The following is a 16350-nucleotide window of genomic DNA, read 5'->3' on the forward strand; positions in this document are numbered from 1 at the left end:
TTTTTCTCAATTGGGCGAGAGTTTCTCTCGCCTTTGCTATTATCTTTATAAGAGCAAAATCTCATCTTGAGGTTTTTCTTTTTTCTCTATAGCATTTTTTTATGCAGTCAAAACCTTCAAAAAAACTATCCTCATCTTGCAATAAATCTACGTCTTGGGATCCTGTAGCTAAAAGTTACCATAATTTAGTGCAAACCAAAGGACACTACTACCATAAAGAAGTGATACTCCCTAAACTTCTCTCTGCTCTTTCTTTAACTTCAGAGTCTTCTATTTTCGATCTTGGTTGCGGCCAAGGAATCTTTGAACGAGCTATTCCTAAAACATGTAACTACTTAGGAGTAGACATCTCTCCGAATCTCATTACCATAGCAAAAAAACTTCGCAAATCAAAATCTCACCAATTTCTAATACACGATGCAAATCAGCCTCTACAAAATTATACATCTTCGTTTTCCCATGCTGTAGCAATCCTTTCTTTACAAAATATGCGCACTCCAGAACAAGCCATACAAAACGCTGCTGCATATCTTACTCCTCTAGGGCAGTTCTTTATGATCCTAAATCACCCTTGTTTTAGAATTCCAAGAGCCTCCTTTTGGCATTATATAGAAGATAAGAAACTTATGACACGCCAGATAGAACGCTATCTCTCTCCAATGATCATCCCTATCTCAGCCAATCCTGGAAAAAAACAATCTGCTTCTACTCTTTCTTTTCATTTCCCCTTAAGCTTTTGGACTAAAGCTTTAACTTCAAACGGCTTTGCTATTCATAATATTGACGAATGGATATCCCCAAAAAGATCTACGGGGAAACGAGCAAAAGCTGAAAACCTTTGTCGGCAAGAGTTCCCATTATTTCTTATGATTTCAAGTATTAAAATAAAATAGAAATAAAGAGTTTCAAACATACCGATTTTTTACTAAAAAATCGCAGTTTTTTATAAGATAAATAAAAAACACGCCCCATTTCTTTATGTTTCGAAAATTTTCTCTCTTCAAAAAACAACGCACCAAGAAGAAACAAAAAAGTTTTCGAAAAAATAAAATCTATAAAACCCTGCTTCTATCTCTTAAAATTTTAGGACGCAATGAAATAACAAAAGAAGCATGTTCTCTGAGTTATTATGGATTGCTCTCTTGCATCCCCATTCTAGTATTCTTTTTGCGTCTTTCTCGTCACCTTTTTATAAACACAGGATGGCAAGAATGGCTCATCATCAAATTTCCTGAATATAAAGAACCTATTCAAGCAATCATTGAAGTTGCTAAAGACTCTCATCAAGAAAGTAACATTGGTCTTGTTCTTGTTGGAAGTTTCTTTGTTTTTTGTTGGTCTGGAATCCTCATGCTTCTTTCTCTAGAAGACGGATTGAATAAAATTTTTAGAACAGGTTGGACTCCAATATCTCCAAGAAGGCTTATCTCTTATCTGATTATCACTCTCGTTAGCCCCATGATCTTCATTATTATTTGTGGCTCATGGGTTTATATTACCCAAATTATACCCATACAATATTCTCGATTCTTCAATTTTAGTCATTCAATGACAACCATCTACCTACTTTCAAGAATGACCTCTTATTTGCTGTTATACTTCATTTTATTTTGCTTATATTCTTTCCTACCTCGAGCTACTGTACAAAAATCTTCTGCATTAATTTCTTCCTTAATTGTAGGAAGCATATGGGTTGTTTTCCAAAAAGCTTTCTTTTGCTTACAAGCTCATCTATTTAACTATAGCTTTACCTACGGCGCTCTGGTCGCTCTTCCTTCAATTCTTCTTCTATTTTATTCCTATGCAACTATCTATCTCTTTGGGGGAGCATTAACCTTTGCTATTCAAAATCGTAGCTGCTCATTTACTCTCCCAAGAAACAAGCCTCTTCCTGATTGTTATGTTAAACTTGTAACAACAACTTATATCTTGGCTTTCATGACAAAATGTTTCAACACAGCTCTCCCATCACCAACAGCAAAATCCATAGCACAACGCTCTAACATCCCTATTGGAGAAATAACTCAGAGTCTTAATATCTTAGAATCAGAAAATCTAGTTTTTTCTCACAATAAAAAATATCAACCTACCTATAACCTCGCAGAACTCACTATTAAGGATATTATACAAAAACTCATTCACTCTGAATCTATTCCTTCTACAGATAAAACCATTAATCTTATACAGACAAAATTAGCCAAGATTCTTCAAGAAACTTCTAATAGCAAAAACAACCTTACTTTAATGGAAATAGCCAAACACCTAAGATGAAACGAAAATTTTGGAATAAATTTTTAGGCATATGTTTAGGCTTTGGAATTCCCTTAGTTTTCTTAGGGTATTTGCCAACATTTCTTTCAAAAGGGTCAGGAAAATACTTGCTCTTTTCTATAATTCACAAAGAAACGCAATATTCTTGTGATATTGAAGAACTGAAACTCTCTTGGTTTGGTCCTCAAAAAGCAAAAAAAATTAAAATTTTAGGAGAGGGTGATGAAACAGAGGTTTTCACTGCAGATTCTGTACAGATAGATGGATCTTTAATTCGACTTCTTCTCTATAGAAAACCTAAAGGATTGAAGCTTTATGGATGGTCCCTAAAAATTAACGAGCCACAAACCATAAATCACTCCTCTTTCTTAAGTCATTTTGATCCCGGGATTTTTCTTTCCTATCTGAAAAAAAGTGATGTTCTTTCAGAGCATGGTTCTATTTTCATGAAGACTCTTTCAGGATCTTCGTTATCTGTATCTGGATTTTATCTTGAAAAAACTTCAGAAAAAATCATCTTAAAAAGTGTTGCCTCTGAAGGAGATCTTTCTGGAAAAGTTTTTATAGAAAGCACTCTTTCTCCAAAGATAAGCATCGCAGCAGAATTCTCTTCTGTCCCTACAGCCTTCCTAAGACTCTTCATTGCTTCTCCATTCTGGGATAACCTACTTTCTCATGAAGAAATCTTTAATCTAACAGCATCTGCAACGCATACACATGATGGGAAAATCCTTATGACTGTGGTAAGTCAAGGAAATCAAATTCAAACGAAACTACAAGGGCACATCCACAATCTTACTTTTTATATTATAGAAGGGAGCTCTTCCTTTATTAAGCTGCAACCAAAAATTGCAACAGCTCTCTGCTCTTCTCTACTACCTCTATCAGGAAATATTACAAGTCAATACATTCACGCATATATTTCAAAAGCAAAAATTCCTTTAAACATTTTTGAATGGCCTCTTATTGAAATTTCTTCTGAAGCAACCCTACCTGAGGTTTTCCTATTTCCAGAAAATCCCAACTCCTCTATTCAATTTCGAGATACACAAATAAATATTAAGAAAGTATCTGCGTTCACAGACATTCGTTATTCTGCATCACCAATTTTTGGAAACGCATCACCATCTCATCTAAATGGAACTGTTCGTATTCATAATAAAAAACATTATGCTGAATTCCGTCTGCAACAAGCAATGCTCCCCCATACTTATTTGAGAGCGTTATTTCCTAAGTCCCTTCTTGTCGATCCAACCTTAGAATCCCCCTATTATTCCCTAGAAGTTAGAGGACTCTATAAAAATTCTCTATTACAAGCCCAAGCCCATCTTGATAATCCCTCTCTAAAGCTTTCTTGCTCTGCATCAGGTAGTCCTCAAGCCTTACATTTTGAAGGAGAAGGAACCTATATCCTTATGGATAAATGGAAAAATCATCTCTCTCCTCTTTTTTCTCAAATAAATCTTTCTTTTTCAGGAAAGTCTCATATTGCACAAAAACACCTGTTTTTCCCGAAATTCTCAGGAAAAATTTCTGCAGGAGAAAATGAACTCTCTCTTCATGCTAAATTTGGGAATTCCAGCGAACCTATAAAAGCTGAAACAACCTCTCTTCTTATTCATGGAAAGCTGGCATCCCTACCTTTAAATCTTTTTTCCGAAAAATTAGCTCCTCTTCAACTCAATAAAGCAAACTTCTCTATACATTCAGACGGAGCCAAATCTATTAAAAAAGGAAACCTACAAGCTCTTATTGACAATCCTAAAGACGACTCACTACCCTCAATTCGAATTCACATTCCAGAAATCTTATTTTCTACTTCAGACTCTGAATTTACGGATTTTAAAAATCTCAAAATTCAGGGTAACGGAGAAATTACTTCTCTACCCTTAGATGTTATTTCAAAGATCTATGGTAAGGATGCTATAATCTCTACTTATTTTGGATCTACGGGAGATTTGACATTCTCTGGTCAATATACCCCTAAAGAAAAAGAACACTTAACTCTATTCTCAACGCTTACCTCCGAAGCTCTTTCTGGTGAATTCAATCTGATCATGGATTCCTCTATGATGTTATCCCCAAAAACTGAAGGTACACTACAATGGGAAATCTCACCAAACCGCTATGCAAGTTTTTTTGAAAATACCTCTTCTTTACCTACATGCATGCTTCATAGAACAGCTACTATTCGCTTGGACATTGCTAAACTCGCTTGTGCTAAAACCTATTCTGGCCTTTCTTGCCTAACATTACTTGGATCGGGTTTACTCGAGGGAACGCTCTCCGCCCATCCCTTAATCTTTTATGACTATGTTTCCAAAGAAACATTCATCATAGATAACTTTGCAGGCTCCATTCGTGCAAACAATCTCGATACAAATCTCGAATATGATTTAAAAGGGACCTGCCTTGCACCAGGAAGTCAAACAGTTAAAATATCATCTGAGTTCTCTCTAAAAGGAGAAGTCAACCATCTCTTTACACCTTCAAAAAGAGAATTTTCTCAAACTACAGAGTGGAAATACATCCCCTCATCTTTTATTACGGGGATTGTGCCTATATCCCCGACAGTAAAAGCTAAAATCTCTTCTCTTGCAGGACCAAGAATTGATGTTTCTATAACGAATCACTTTGTACAAGGCAAAGGTTCAATAAATATTCTTGTCGACTCTGAAAATCTTCAAGCTCAAATTCCCCTTATCTTTACAGAAAAAGCTATCCTTCTTCAGGACAACTTAAAAGCAAATCTCCATATTAATGAGGCTATAAATAAAGCTTTTCTCCAAGAATTCAATCCTCTTATTTCAGGAAATGCCTATTCGCAATACCCTGTTACCCTAGAAGTAGACAAACACAACTTTTATCTTCCCATCCGTCCCTATTCATTCGAAAAGTTTCATATCCAATCAGCAAGTTTAGATATTGGGAAAATTTCAATTGCTAATACAAAAACTATGCACGCCCTCTTTCAATTCTTAGATATTGAAGAGCAAAAACAATTTGTAGAGAGCTGGTTTACTCCCATATTCTTTTCCGTCCAAAAAGGCTCTATTATCTGCTCTCGTTTTGATGCCCTTATCGATAACAGAATCCGTTTAGCTCTTTGGGGAAAAACAGATATTCCTAATGACAAAATTTTTATGACTTTGGGAATAGATCCTGAAGTTATTAAAAAATATTTCCATAATACTTCGTTAAGAACTAAAGATTTCTTCCTAATAAAAATCCGAGGTTCAATCTCTTCTCCAGAAGTAGATTGGTCTTCAGCATACGCACGCATTGCCCTTTTGAAGAGTTATAACCTTGCAGCTCCCTTTAATAATCTTGCGGATAAACTTTTCTCTTCCCTAGGAAGCACTACGCCACCACAAACAACATCCCCACTTCCCTGGGAAAAAACCTCTCCTCCACAAGCAGAAAAACATCAAAATAAACCTTAAAGACCTCTGTATGTCATTCATGCAATACATTCGTGCCACTGGGAAGGGCGCTTTCTTTAAAGAGACCATGTCGACATATCAAGATATTGAGAGATAGGATGATCCACATGCAACCCTCCATCACGACAATCATAAGCACTTACAATCACACCTTGATCTATAAGATAAATGCGATCCATAGAGCTTTGTACAAATGGAATATCATGTGTTGATATTCCAATAGCTAATCCTTGATCTCGCAAATCATCCAAGAGTCGCTTAAACAAAACTGTAGAAAAAGGATCCAAAGCAGATGTCGGTTCATCAAAAAGAAGTGTGCGTTTCCCTAAGCATAAAGAGCGTACAATAGCAACTCGCTGTTTTTGTCCTCCAGAAAGCTGAGAAGGATACCTCTCTATCAAACCTTCTATTCCTAAAAGTTGCAAAAAAATCTGAGCACAATCTTTTGCTTCTTCATGTTTTTTCCTTTTTATATGCACTTGAGGATGCACGCAGTTTTCTAAAACAGTCATATGAGGAAACAGCTCTGGCTGTTGAAAAACCAAAGCAGGAGTTTCTTCACTTAAAAAAATTTCTCCGGCAGAAGGTTGTATTAATCCAACAAGAGTACGCAATAATGTTGTTTTTCCTGAGCCACTCTTCCCGACAAATAACGTAATATGCCCACATTCTAAAAAAAAAGAGACATTTGATAAAACTTGCTTTCCTTGTACTCTACAAGTAAGATTTTCAACTCTGATACTCATGTTTTCCTCTCTCAAAGACTCTAGCTACATAAGAAAAAGTCGTTGTCATTACTAAATAAAGAGCTGCGCAAAGGCCATACATCTCCATAGGATTAAGTTCCCGAGAAACAATATCTTTTGAAACCTTTGTAAGTTCAGGAATTCCTACTACCATTAAAATGCTACTCTCTTTAATCAAAGCAACGAACTCATTCATTAAAGAAGGAAGAATATTTCTAAAAACTTGAGGATAAAGAATAAAAAGAAACGCTTGATGAGGCTTGTATCCTAAAACTTTTGCAGTTTCCCACTGACCTATAGGTAGAGCATTTATACCCCCTCGGATATTTTCAGCAAGATATGCAGCAGAATTTATGCTCAAAGCTATAATGCCTGCCACTAAAGGCGAAGGGTCTAAATGAATAACTGAAGGTAAACCAAAATAAATAATAAGGATTTGAATAAACAAAGGGGTCCCACGAACTATTGTGACATAGCTATTCCCAAAAAATTTTATAATCCTAAAAGAAAAATAACGAGATGTTAAAGTTCCTATAATCAATCCTAAAATAGATCCACAAAGAATCGCAACTGCACTAATTCCCATTGTATAAAGGCTTCCACGAAACAATAACTTTGCAGATTCGACCCAATGTTCCATAAACGCTATGAATATTTATTCAACGAAAAGCATAATTATGTAATCAATCCACACTAACTTGCAAGAAGTTTGCTAGAATTTCTGCTAAAAGTGAAGGTTGCTTCTCCCGAACAGGAGCAACAAAAATTGTATCATCTCCAGCCAAAGTACCTAAAATCTCTTCACTAAACCTTTTATCTAAAAGACCAGCAACCCACGATGCTGACCCTGGAGCTGTACGAATTACAACCATAAAAGTATTGTAACGAATAGAAAGTACCAAAAAACAAGCTTTAGCTTCTTCCACATTCTCTGGTAATGCATAACGATATCCCTCATCTCCTCGAATTTTAACAGCTTGAATCCTGCGTAACCATCGAGAAATTGAAGACTGCGTCATAGAGATTCCCAATGTAGAAAATTTCTCACATAATTCTTCTTGAGTAGAAGCGCCTTCCTTAATTAAAATTTTCTTTAACACTTCCTCTATAGCTAATTTCTTTTTCATCCTACCCTCATTCAAGTTTTACTTGCTCATATTCAAATCTCCTTCTTACTATAGAAGGAAATTCCTACTCTTTTTGGTTTTTATGCTCACCTTAGGTCTAGAAAGCTCCTGTGACGAGACTGGTTGTGCTATAGTTAATGATAATAAAAAAATATTAGCAAATATTGTTGCATCCCAAAAAATTCACGCTACCTATGGAGGCGTTGTACCGGAACTTGCTTCCCGAGCTCACCTCCAAAACTTTCCTACTATTGTCCAATGTGCCCTTGATCAAGCCCAACTCACCTTAAAAAATATAGACCTAATTGCCGTTACCCATACACCAGGACTCATCGGTTCTCTATCAGTTGGAATACACTTTGCAAAAGGTCTTGCTCAAGGATTAAAAATTCCTTTAATCGGAGTAAACCATGTAGAAGCTCATCTTTATGCAGCCTATATGGCCGCAGAAAATGTTAGTTTTCCCGCTCTAGGACTAATCATCTCAGGAGCTCACACAGCTATGTTTCTTATGAACTCTCCCGACTCTTATCAACTCATAGGAAAAACTCGAGACGATGCCTTGGGAGAAACTTTCGATAAAGTAGGACGTTTTTTAGGTCTACCCTATCCTGGTGGAGCTTTAGTAGAAAAATTTGCAGAGCAAGGGGATGAAAACTCATATCCTTTTTCCCCATCAAAAATTCCTGGTTATGATTTCTCTTTCAGTGGATTAAAAACAGCAGTTCTCTATGCAATTAAAGGCAAGAATAGCAATCAGCGCACCCCATTTCCAAAACTCTCTGAAAAAGAAAAAGCAAATATTGCAGCCTCTTTTCAAAAAACTGCTTGTATAACTATTGCACAAAAAGTCTCCATTGCTATACAAGAGTTTTCTTGTCAATCTATGCTTGTTGGCGGGGGAGTAGCAAATAATACTTATGTCAAAACAGTCTTACAAACTGCCTGCGGCGTTCCCTTATATGTTCCTCCACCAGACCTTTGCTCAGATAATGCCGCTATGATTGCCGGTCTAGGAGGACAATGCTTTCCAAACAACGGAAAAACCCAAGACATTCTACCATGCGCAAGATTTCAATGGGAGTTTGTTTCAACCTCTTCTTAATCTCGTCTCTGATGTTACAAAGTTGTGAAAACAAGCACTCTGCTCCTAAACATATCGCCCTCAGCATGAGAGAAGATCCCCGTTCTCTAGATCCCAGAGAAGTGCGGCTTCTTGCAGACATCAACCTAATTAAACAAATTTATGAAGGTCTTGTTCAAGAAAATCCTCAGACAAAAGAAATAGAGCCAGCTCTTGCAAAAAGCTTCACAATTTCTGAAGACAAAATGACATACACATTTCATCTTCGCAAGGCTTTCTGGAGCAATGGAGATCCCATTACAGCCTACGATTTTGTCGATTCATGGAAACAGGTCGTTACACAAGAAGTTGTAGGTATCTACGCATTTGCTTTTGCTCCATTAAAAAATATCACAAAAATACAGAAAGGTTCTCTTCCTCTCGATCACATCGGATTTGAAGCTCTTGATAAAACTACCCTAAAAGTATCTCTAGAACAACCGACCTCACACTTTTTAAGACTTCTTTCCCTTCCTATATATTTTCCTACTCATGCTTCACAAAGAAACTCTCACCACTCACAACTACCTATCACAAGCGGAGCTTTCTTCCCAAAAGAAACCAAGCAAAAACAATGGTTAACTCTCTTCAAAAATCCTTACTACTACAAACAAGATCAGGTTAAAACTCAGACAATTAAAATTCATTTTGTTCCTGACTCTAACACAGCATCCCTCCTCTTTAATCAAGGTAAACTCAACTGGCTAGGCCCTCCTTGGGGAGATCGTATTCCTTTAGAAGCCCAAGCAAATCTTCAAACTCAAGGCTATCTTCATGTATTCGATGTAGCGGCAACTTCATGGTTGGTATTCAATACACACAAATTTCCTTTAAATCATCAAAAGCTTCGTCAAGCTCTCGCTTTTGCTATAGATAAAGACATTATAGTCTCCTCTCTATTTATCGACGCTGTTAAGCCTGCTCAACACCTAATCCCTCACCATATTCATAGCTATCCAGAAGAAACTTCTCTAAATACACAACAGCGCAAAATCTTAGCAAAAAAACTATTTAATGAAGCTCTAGAAGAACTCCAAATCTCTCCAAGAAATTTTGAAAATCTTTGTCTTTCTTTTTCTGCAGGAGCTTCAATAAATCCCCTTCTTGCTCAGCTAATCCGTCATCAATGGAAGGAAACCTTCGGATTTACGATCCCTTTATCTGGAAAAGAGTTTTCTCTACTACAAGAAGATCTCGCAAGCAAAAACTTTTCTTTTGCAATTGGAGGTTGGTATGCAGACTTTTCAGATCCTATGGCATTCCTCTCTATTTTTACTTCAGGGATTTCTCCCTATACCATAGATAATCAAACATTCTTAAACCTCGTCTCTACTATACAACATGAACACGACTATTTAACTCGACAATCTCTTGTATCACAAGCAGCTATCTATTTAGAGTCTCTTCATATTGTTGAGCCAATCTATCATGACTCCTATCATTTTGCTCTAAATAAAAAATTTTCTAACTTAGAGTTTTCCTCAACAGGAACTATAGATTTACGCTATACTGAAGAATCTTAATTTAAAATATCCTCTCACTTGAAAGAAAACCTTCGGACGTAGTAAAAGGTTTGTCGTAAAAAAACACTCATACACCACTTTATTCGATCCTTTCTTAAAAATATGTATAGATCAGCAGATAAGGGAGTGCTCTGGTCAGTTCTTTTCAAGAGTTTCTTGCAAAGCCTTTTTCTTCTCCTACTTCTTACCTTTTCCTTCGGATGTTCTTCCACAACATCGTCTCTAGGAACTTTTGCTGTAAATATGAAGTATCCTCCCCAGTCTTTTGACCCAAGACAAACACGACTATTTGCAGATCAGACTCTTATCCGTCACATGTACGAGGGTCTCCTACAGGAAAATTCACAAACGGGGGATATTGAGCTAGCTCTAGCAAAAGACTACACTATTTCTGAAGATAAAACTACTTACACTTTTCATCTAAAAAACGTCTTCTGGAGCAACGGCGACCCAATCACTTCCCAAGACTTCGTAGAGTCTTGGGAACAGGTTATCCGAAAAAATATAGTTTCCATACAAAGTCACACCTTTTATCCAATAAAAAACGCCAAAGATATCTTGGAAGATAAGTGCTCTACTCAGTCTCTTGGAATAGAATCTCCTGATCCACAAACTTTAATAGTAAGCTTAGAAACTCCTTGCGCTCATTTCTTACGACTACTTACGCTTCCTGTATTTTATCCCGTTCATAAAACTCTTCGTGAAAATCCTTCTTCGAAAAAACTTCAAATCACTAGTGGGGCTTTTTATCCTTCAGACCAACAAAATCAACAGTGGCTTTGCCTCTCTAAAAATCCTTTTTATCACGAAAAACATCGTGTTCACCTGAAAAAGATCTTAATCTATTTTGTTGCAGATCCCCATACTGCAGCCCTACTCTTCCAGCAAAAAAAACTTCATTGGCTAGGCCCTCCTTGGGGAGAGCCCATTCCTATAGAAATTTCTTCGTTTCTTGATTCTCAAGGAAAACTACTAAGTATAGCAGGAAATACTACGACAAGACTTATCTTTAATATAGAAAGAAGCCCATGGAGTCATCCTAAACTTCGAAAAGCACTAGCTCTTTCTATAGATAAAGAAGCCCTTGTTCACATAGTCTTTCAGGATTTAGCCGAACCTACGGACCATATCCTTCATCAAAAATTCTATCCAAAGCCCTATCCTAAGCGTCATAGCCAAGCTAAACGTTCTATAGAAGCAAAAAAACTATTTGAAGAGGCTCTCCAAGAACTTCAAATCTCCAGAAAAGATCTTGAAAATGAAGAAATTGCTTTTTCTACACTCTCATTTTCCTATGAAAAAATTGCCCAACTTCTAAGAGAGCAATGGAAGGAAACTTTAGGAATCACCCTTCCTCTAGCAGGAAAAGAATTTTCTGTGCTACAGCAGACTCTACAATCAAAACAATATTCTCTAGTCATTAGCCAATGGCTTGCAAATTTTATAGATCCTATGGCGACTTTTTCCGCTTTCCTATATCCTCAAGGAACTATTCCTTACAGTTTAAATGATTCTCATTTCCAAGCTCTACTTACAGCACTATCTCAAGAGCATATCCCGAGTAAAAGAGATACTCTCATTATTGAGTCACTAGATTATTTAGAAAGAAAACATATTCTAGAACCCTTATGTATCCCAAACCTAAGATTCTCATTGAACAAAAAACTTAAGAATCTTAACCTTCATGGCAGGCGCGTAGCAGACCTTCGTTTTGTAGAAGATCTTGGGTAACATTCATTCTTTTCTTAGATGCAAAAAATTCTTTAAGAATTATACTATGTCAATTTTGTGGATCTTAGTAATCCTGACATCGTCTCTTTTATCTGGTTGTTTTTTTTCACAAACACACTCATCCTCATCACATTTAAATATTGCTATTTATGCTGATCCTATTTTATCTCCAGCACAAGCTAGAAAGGCTCAAGATCTCTCTTTAGCAAAACTTCTTTTTGAGGGCCTCTTAAGAGAAAATCCTGAAAAAAAAGATTTTATAGAATTCGCTCTAGCCAGCAGTTATACCTCAGATAAAGAACATAAGAAATATACTTTTTATCTTAAAGATAATGTCCTATGGAGCGACGGAACTCCAATAACATCTCAAGATATTCTTGAAGCTTGGGAATATTCTCAAGCTCACACTATTCATTATAAGATCTTCCAAGGACTTTCTTTCTATGCTTCATCAGCCACTTCTGTTACGGTTATTTCAGATACCCCTAATCCCGATTTACCAAAACTTTTAGCTTTTCCTGCCTTCTTTATCTATAAGCCTTTAAATTCCCGAATTTTTAGCGGACCATTTGTTATTAAAGAATACACTCCCAGCCAAAATTTATTTCTAACTAAAAATCCTTATTATTACGACTTCAATGCTGTTGTTATTGATTCTATACAACTTACTGTTCTCCCAGACATCCATACAGCAAAGCATCTCATGACTCGAGGCAAAATTCATTGGGTTGGACAACCATGGCATCAAGGCATTCCCAAAGAATTCCTAGCGCATTCAAAATCTTTGTACTATAGTTATCCTGTAGAAGGGACCTTTTGGCTTGCACTAAATATAAAAGCGCCTCAACTCACAAATCTCGCAAATCGCCTTAGAATCGCTGCAGCTATAAATAAATCAGCGCTAATTCAAGAGGCTTTAGAAGGAAGACAACAGCCTGCCTATTCTCTATCAAAGGGCTCTACAAAATTTACTACCTACACGCAACAATCTCAACCGACATTTCTAGAAAATATAACCCTCACTCTAACCTATCCTATAGAAATTATCCGCTGCCAGAGGATTGCAGAAGTCCTCAGAGAGCAGCTCAAACCCAAAGGGATCCATCTTCATCTTGAGGGGTTGGAATATCATTGCTTCTTAAATAAAAGAAATCTATACGACTATGTCATCACTACACAAACAGAAGTAGCCCATTACCCAAATGCTCACCTACAACCCAACGAAAGACACAAACTCTGTAATATAGAGGTTATTCCTCTATACCACATGCATTATGATTACTTGTCCTCACGTCCTATAAAAAATGTACTTTATAATGCTTCTGGAGCGGTAGATCTTAAGTATGCATTCTTAGGCTAGCAACCTAACTCCATAAGTGCAATTTTTTTTCATTGAAGGGACGAAACGTCCTCAGTATACTAACTGCGAGGAAGTATCTTTAATTAAAAATCTTTTTATTCATAAGGTATTCTCTTCTTAATGACACCCTATTCCAATCAAAGAGAAAGTAATTGTAAATCTACTAAGAAATAATCCAAGACTCAAAAAAATAAGGTGTCTTAAGAAAAATTTCATAAATGAATAGTAAGACCTTCTTGAAGCCTATCCTATGGAAAACAAACGATACAAAATTTTCAAGACAACCTTTACAAAGCTTTATTTTCTCTTAGCTTTCGGGATATCAAGTTGTGCTCAAACTCATGTAACGAATAAAAATAGCTCATTAACAATAGCCATGAGCTATGATCCTATTTCATTAGATCCTCGAAGTGTTTATCTTGCAAAAGACATTTCGATAGCAAAAGCTCTCTATGAAGGCCTTACAAGAGAAACGTCCTCAGGAATCCAACTGGCTCTTGCTGATTCTTATACCTTATCTACTGATAAAAGAACCTATACCTTCACTCTAAAATCCACATCTTGGAGCAATGGAGATCCATTAACAGCATATGATTTCGAAGAATCTATAAAACAACTCTACACCAATTCAGCTATTCCTGCTGTGCACACCCTCCTTAACACATTAGAAAATTCTCAAGAGATCTCTAACAACAAACTTCCTATAGAAAAGCTTGGAATTTATGCTAAAGATGAGACTACATTAGAAATTTCTCTAGAGAAACCTATAACCTACTTCTTAGAAATTTTAGCTCATCCAACATTCTATCCCGTACATAAATCCCTGAGAGAATACTATAAAAATTCTAAAAAAAGCTTTTTGAATGTATCCAATGGACCTTTTATATTAAAAAAATATCAACCACAAAACTCTCTTATCTTAGAGAAGAACACCAGATATTACGATTTTCATTCCGTATATCTAGAAACCATAACCTTCAAAGTCGTCACAGACCCTCGAACAGCACTAAAACTCTTACAAAATCAGACTATTGATCTCATAGGCGCACCATGGAGCTCTGCAATTATAAAAGAGGCACAGAAAAAACTCCCTCAAGAAAAGGTCCATACATATCCTGTTTTTGGAACCACAATGCTTATCTATAACTTTGCAAAACCTCTATTACAAAATAAAGCGTTAAGAAAAGCTTTGGCCTATGCTATTGATAAAGAGGCCCTCTTGCAATTTGTGAACCTTGGAAAACCCGCTCATTCTTTAATTCCTCCAGGATTATCGCAACTTCCTGCTCCGACATTTTTATCCTTAGAAGAACGTCACACAAAAGCTCGACAATATTTTGAAGAAGCAAAAAAAGAACTTTCTGACAAACAACTAGCGGAACTCTATCTACTCTATCCTGTAGAAGCTAACAACTTCTCAGCTATCGCACAAAATATCCAACAACAAATCAAAAAAGTCTTAGGATTACACATTCCTATTCAGGGAACAGAGTACCATTGTTTCTTAGAGCAAAGAAAACATGGAGATTTTTTCATAGCAACAGGAGGATGGATTGCTGAATACCAAAATCCTATGACATTTCTTGCTATTCTTGGTGATCCTCATGATCTTACAAAATGGAAAAATCATGATTATGAAACATTTTTAAAAATACAAAAAGAACTTGGAGGTTCAGAAAACACTAAATTAGCAGAAACTCTTATTGATCAAGAAATGCCGATCATTCCCCTATACCACTGTGACTACATCTATGCTACAAATTTACAAATTAAAAATATCTTTCACTCTCCTTTAGGTTATGTTGATTTCAAGGAAGCCCAAATTATTAAAAATCCCCTACAATGAAATTTAAAGGATTTTTTCTAAGGAACCTAACTTCTTCATCTCAATTTTTTATATTGAAGCTAGAAAAAAGCTAAAATATAATATTAAAAAAGTTTTAGAGGTCTTTTTCTCTTATTAAAACAAATTTAACAGCAGGTCTCCCCTATGTTTTCATATATAAAAAAACGACTTCTATTCAATTTTCTCTCCCTATGGATCGTGCTGACTCTCACATTTTTTGTTATGAAAACAATTCCTGGAGACCCTTTTAATGACGAAAGCTGTAACGTTCTTTCTGAAGAAACCTTACAAATACTAAAAACACGATATGGTCTAGATAAACCCTTATACGTACAGTATATCCTTTACCTACAATCTCTACTTAAACTCGAATTCGGAAATTCTTTAGTCTATAAAGATCGCTCCGTAATAAGTATTATTTCCTCGGCATTCCCAGCTTCAGCAATCCTAGGAATTCAAAGTTTGATTCTCTCTATTGGAGGGGGGATTACCTTGGGAGCTTTAGCAGCTCTAAAAAAGAAAAAGCAAGGACGCTATATTCTTAGCGCATCCATCTTACAAATCTCCATTCCTGCTTTTGTTTTTGCCACTCTTATGCAGTACATATTTGCAGTAAAGCTTCCCTTATTACCAGTAGCTTGTTGGGGAAGTTTCGCTCATACGATTCTGCCAACTCTAGCTCTTGCAGTTACTCCCATGGCATTTATCACACAACTTACCTTTTCTTCAGTATCTTCAGCGTTAACTAAAGACTATATTCTTCTAGCTTATGCAAAAGGCCTGTCGTCTCTGAAAGTCATTCTCAAACATATCCTTCCTTATGCTCTATTCCCAACAATCTCGTATTCAGCATTCCTCATTACAACAGTTTTAACAGGAACCTTTGCCATAGAAAGTATCTTTTGTGTTCCAGGACTAGGAAAATGGTTTATTTGTAGTATTAAACAAAGAGATTACCCCGTAATTCTAGGTTTAGCAGTATTTTATGGTACTCTATTTATGCTAACTTCTCTTCTTTCAGATATTCTTCAAGCCATTATTGATCCTCAGATTCGTTACAATTACAGGAAGCAAAACAAAAGAAAAAAAAACTATCCTTATAAATTATCTTAAATTAGAAAATTCCCTCTTTAGCTTAAAAAGAGACTGGACGATAGAGTCGGTCAATCAACTTAAAATC

The 16350-nt window shown here is 36.2% G+C and carries 12 protein-coding genes; 9 read left to right on the plus strand and 3 right to left on the minus strand.

The features are described 5' to 3' along the window. The first annotated feature begins 101 nt into the window (after nucleotides 1–101). The 3 genes from JMS40_RS03920 (at nucleotide 102) to JMS40_RS03930 (ending at nucleotide 5714) form a co-directional block, all read left to right on the plus strand. Nucleotides 102–893, plus strand: coding sequence for a class I SAM-dependent methyltransferase (locus tag JMS40_RS03920; protein ID WP_201456976.1), 792 nt, complete (start codon nucleotides 102–104; stop codon nucleotides 891–893). An 85-nt stretch (nucleotides 894–978) separates the two neighbouring features. Further along, on the plus strand, nucleotides 979–2271 hold the full coding sequence (locus tag JMS40_RS03925) for a YihY/virulence factor BrkB family protein (protein WP_201456977.1): 1293 nt from the start codon (nucleotides 979–981) through the stop codon (nucleotides 2269–2271). Next, entirely contained in the window at nucleotides 2268–5714 is a 3447-nt protein-coding gene (locus JMS40_RS03930) for a hypothetical protein (RefSeq protein WP_201456978.1), read from the plus strand. The genes JMS40_RS03925 and JMS40_RS03930 overlap by 4 nt, the downstream gene beginning before the upstream one ends. 56 nt (nucleotides 5715–5770) lie before the next feature. Here the strand turns inward: JMS40_RS03930 and JMS40_RS03935 are convergent, their stop codons facing one another. From JMS40_RS03935 to argR, 3 genes are read right to left on the minus strand one after another with little or no spacing between them, the layout of a single operon-like run. After that, a complete protein-coding gene (locus tag JMS40_RS03935; protein WP_201456979.1) occupies nucleotides 5771–6460 on the minus strand; it encodes an ATP-binding cassette domain-containing protein in 690 nt (229 codons plus the stop codon). Continuing rightward, a complete protein-coding gene (locus tag JMS40_RS03940; protein WP_201456980.1) occupies nucleotides 6444–7100 on the minus strand; it encodes an amino acid ABC transporter permease in 657 nt (218 codons plus the stop codon). The genes JMS40_RS03935 and JMS40_RS03940 overlap by 17 nt, the downstream gene beginning before the upstream one ends. Nucleotides 7101–7143: 43 nt before the next feature. After that, nucleotides 7144–7587, minus strand: coding sequence for an arginine repressor (gene argR / locus JMS40_RS03945; RefSeq protein WP_201456981.1), 444 nt, complete (start codon nucleotides 7585–7587; stop codon nucleotides 7144–7146). An 82-nt stretch (nucleotides 7588–7669) separates the two neighbouring features. Between argR and tsaD the strand changes: the two genes are divergently transcribed. From tsaD to JMS40_RS03975, 6 genes are all read left to right on the plus strand, one after another. After that, nucleotides 7670–8692 (plus strand): tRNA (adenosine(37)-N6)-threonylcarbamoyltransferase complex transferase subunit TsaD, encoded by a 1023-nt coding sequence (gene tsaD / locus JMS40_RS03950; RefSeq protein ID WP_201456982.1) that lies wholly within the window; start codon nucleotides 7670–7672, stop codon nucleotides 8690–8692. After that, nucleotides 8650–10233: a peptide ABC transporter substrate-binding protein gene (locus JMS40_RS03955; protein WP_201456983.1), complete on the plus strand. Its 1584-nt coding sequence runs from the start codon at nucleotides 8650–8652 to the stop codon at nucleotides 10231–10233. Before tsaD ends, JMS40_RS03955 begins: the two co-directional genes overlap by 43 nt. A gap of 156 nt (nucleotides 10234–10389) precedes the next feature. Beyond that, on the plus strand, nucleotides 10390–11964 hold the full coding sequence (locus tag JMS40_RS03960) for a peptide ABC transporter substrate-binding protein (protein WP_236558948.1): 1575 nt from the start codon (nucleotides 10390–10392) through the stop codon (nucleotides 11962–11964). Nucleotides 11965–12010: 46 nt separating this feature from the next. Further along, nucleotides 12011–13324: an ABC transporter substrate-binding protein gene (locus JMS40_RS03965; RefSeq protein WP_201456985.1), complete on the plus strand. Its 1314-nt coding sequence runs from the start codon at nucleotides 12011–12013 to the stop codon at nucleotides 13322–13324. Between the two features lie 250 nt (nucleotides 13325–13574). Beyond that, nucleotides 13575–15170, plus strand: a complete 1596-nt coding sequence (locus JMS40_RS03970) for a peptide ABC transporter substrate-binding protein (protein WP_201456986.1) — start codon at nucleotides 13575–13577, stop codon at nucleotides 15168–15170. A gap of 144 nt (nucleotides 15171–15314) precedes the next feature. Continuing rightward, nucleotides 15315–16283, plus strand: a complete 969-nt coding sequence (locus tag JMS40_RS03975; protein WP_201456987.1) for an ABC transporter permease — start codon at nucleotides 15315–15317, stop codon at nucleotides 16281–16283. Nucleotides 16284–16350 lie beyond the last annotated feature (67 nt).

The sequence above is a fragment of the Chlamydia sp. 17-3921 genome (assembly GCF_902705545.1).
Taxonomy (GTDB): domain Bacteria; phylum Chlamydiota; class Chlamydiia; order Chlamydiales; family Chlamydiaceae; genus Chlamydia.

Excerpts from the sequence above, each read along its gene's own strand:
- JMS40_RS03920 (WP_201456976.1), top strand. The coding sequence starts at position 102 with ATGCAGTCAAAACCTTCAAAAAAACTATCCTCATCTTGCAATAAATCT.
- JMS40_RS03925 (WP_201456977.1), top strand. The coding sequence starts at position 979 with ATGTTTCGAAAATTTTCTCTCTTCAAAAAACAACGCACCAAGAAGAAA.
- JMS40_RS03930 (WP_201456978.1), top strand. The coding sequence starts at position 2,268 with ATGAAACGAAAATTTTGGAATAAATTTTTAGGCATATGTTTAGGCTTT.
- JMS40_RS03935 (WP_201456979.1), bottom strand. The coding sequence starts at position 6,460 with ATGAGTATCAGAGTTGAAAATCTTACTTGTAGAGTACAAGGAAAGCAA.
- JMS40_RS03940 (WP_201456980.1), bottom strand. The coding sequence starts at position 7,100 with ATGGAACATTGGGTCGAATCTGCAAAGTTATTGTTTCGTGGAAGCCTT.
- argR (WP_201456981.1), bottom strand. The coding sequence starts at position 7,587 with ATGAAAAAGAAATTAGCTATAGAGGAAGTGTTAAAGAAAATTTTAATT.
- tsaD (WP_201456982.1), top strand. The coding sequence starts at position 7,670 with ATGCTCACCTTAGGTCTAGAAAGCTCCTGTGACGAGACTGGTTGTGCT.
- JMS40_RS03955 (WP_201456983.1), top strand. The coding sequence starts at position 8,650 with ATGCGCAAGATTTCAATGGGAGTTTGTTTCAACCTCTTCTTAATCTCG.
- JMS40_RS03965 (WP_201456985.1), top strand. The coding sequence starts at position 12,011 with ATGTCAATTTTGTGGATCTTAGTAATCCTGACATCGTCTCTTTTATCT.
- JMS40_RS03970 (WP_201456986.1), top strand. The coding sequence starts at position 13,575 with ATGGAAAACAAACGATACAAAATTTTCAAGACAACCTTTACAAAGCTT.
- JMS40_RS03975 (WP_201456987.1), top strand. The coding sequence starts at position 15,315 with ATGTTTTCATATATAAAAAAACGACTTCTATTCAATTTTCTCTCCCTA.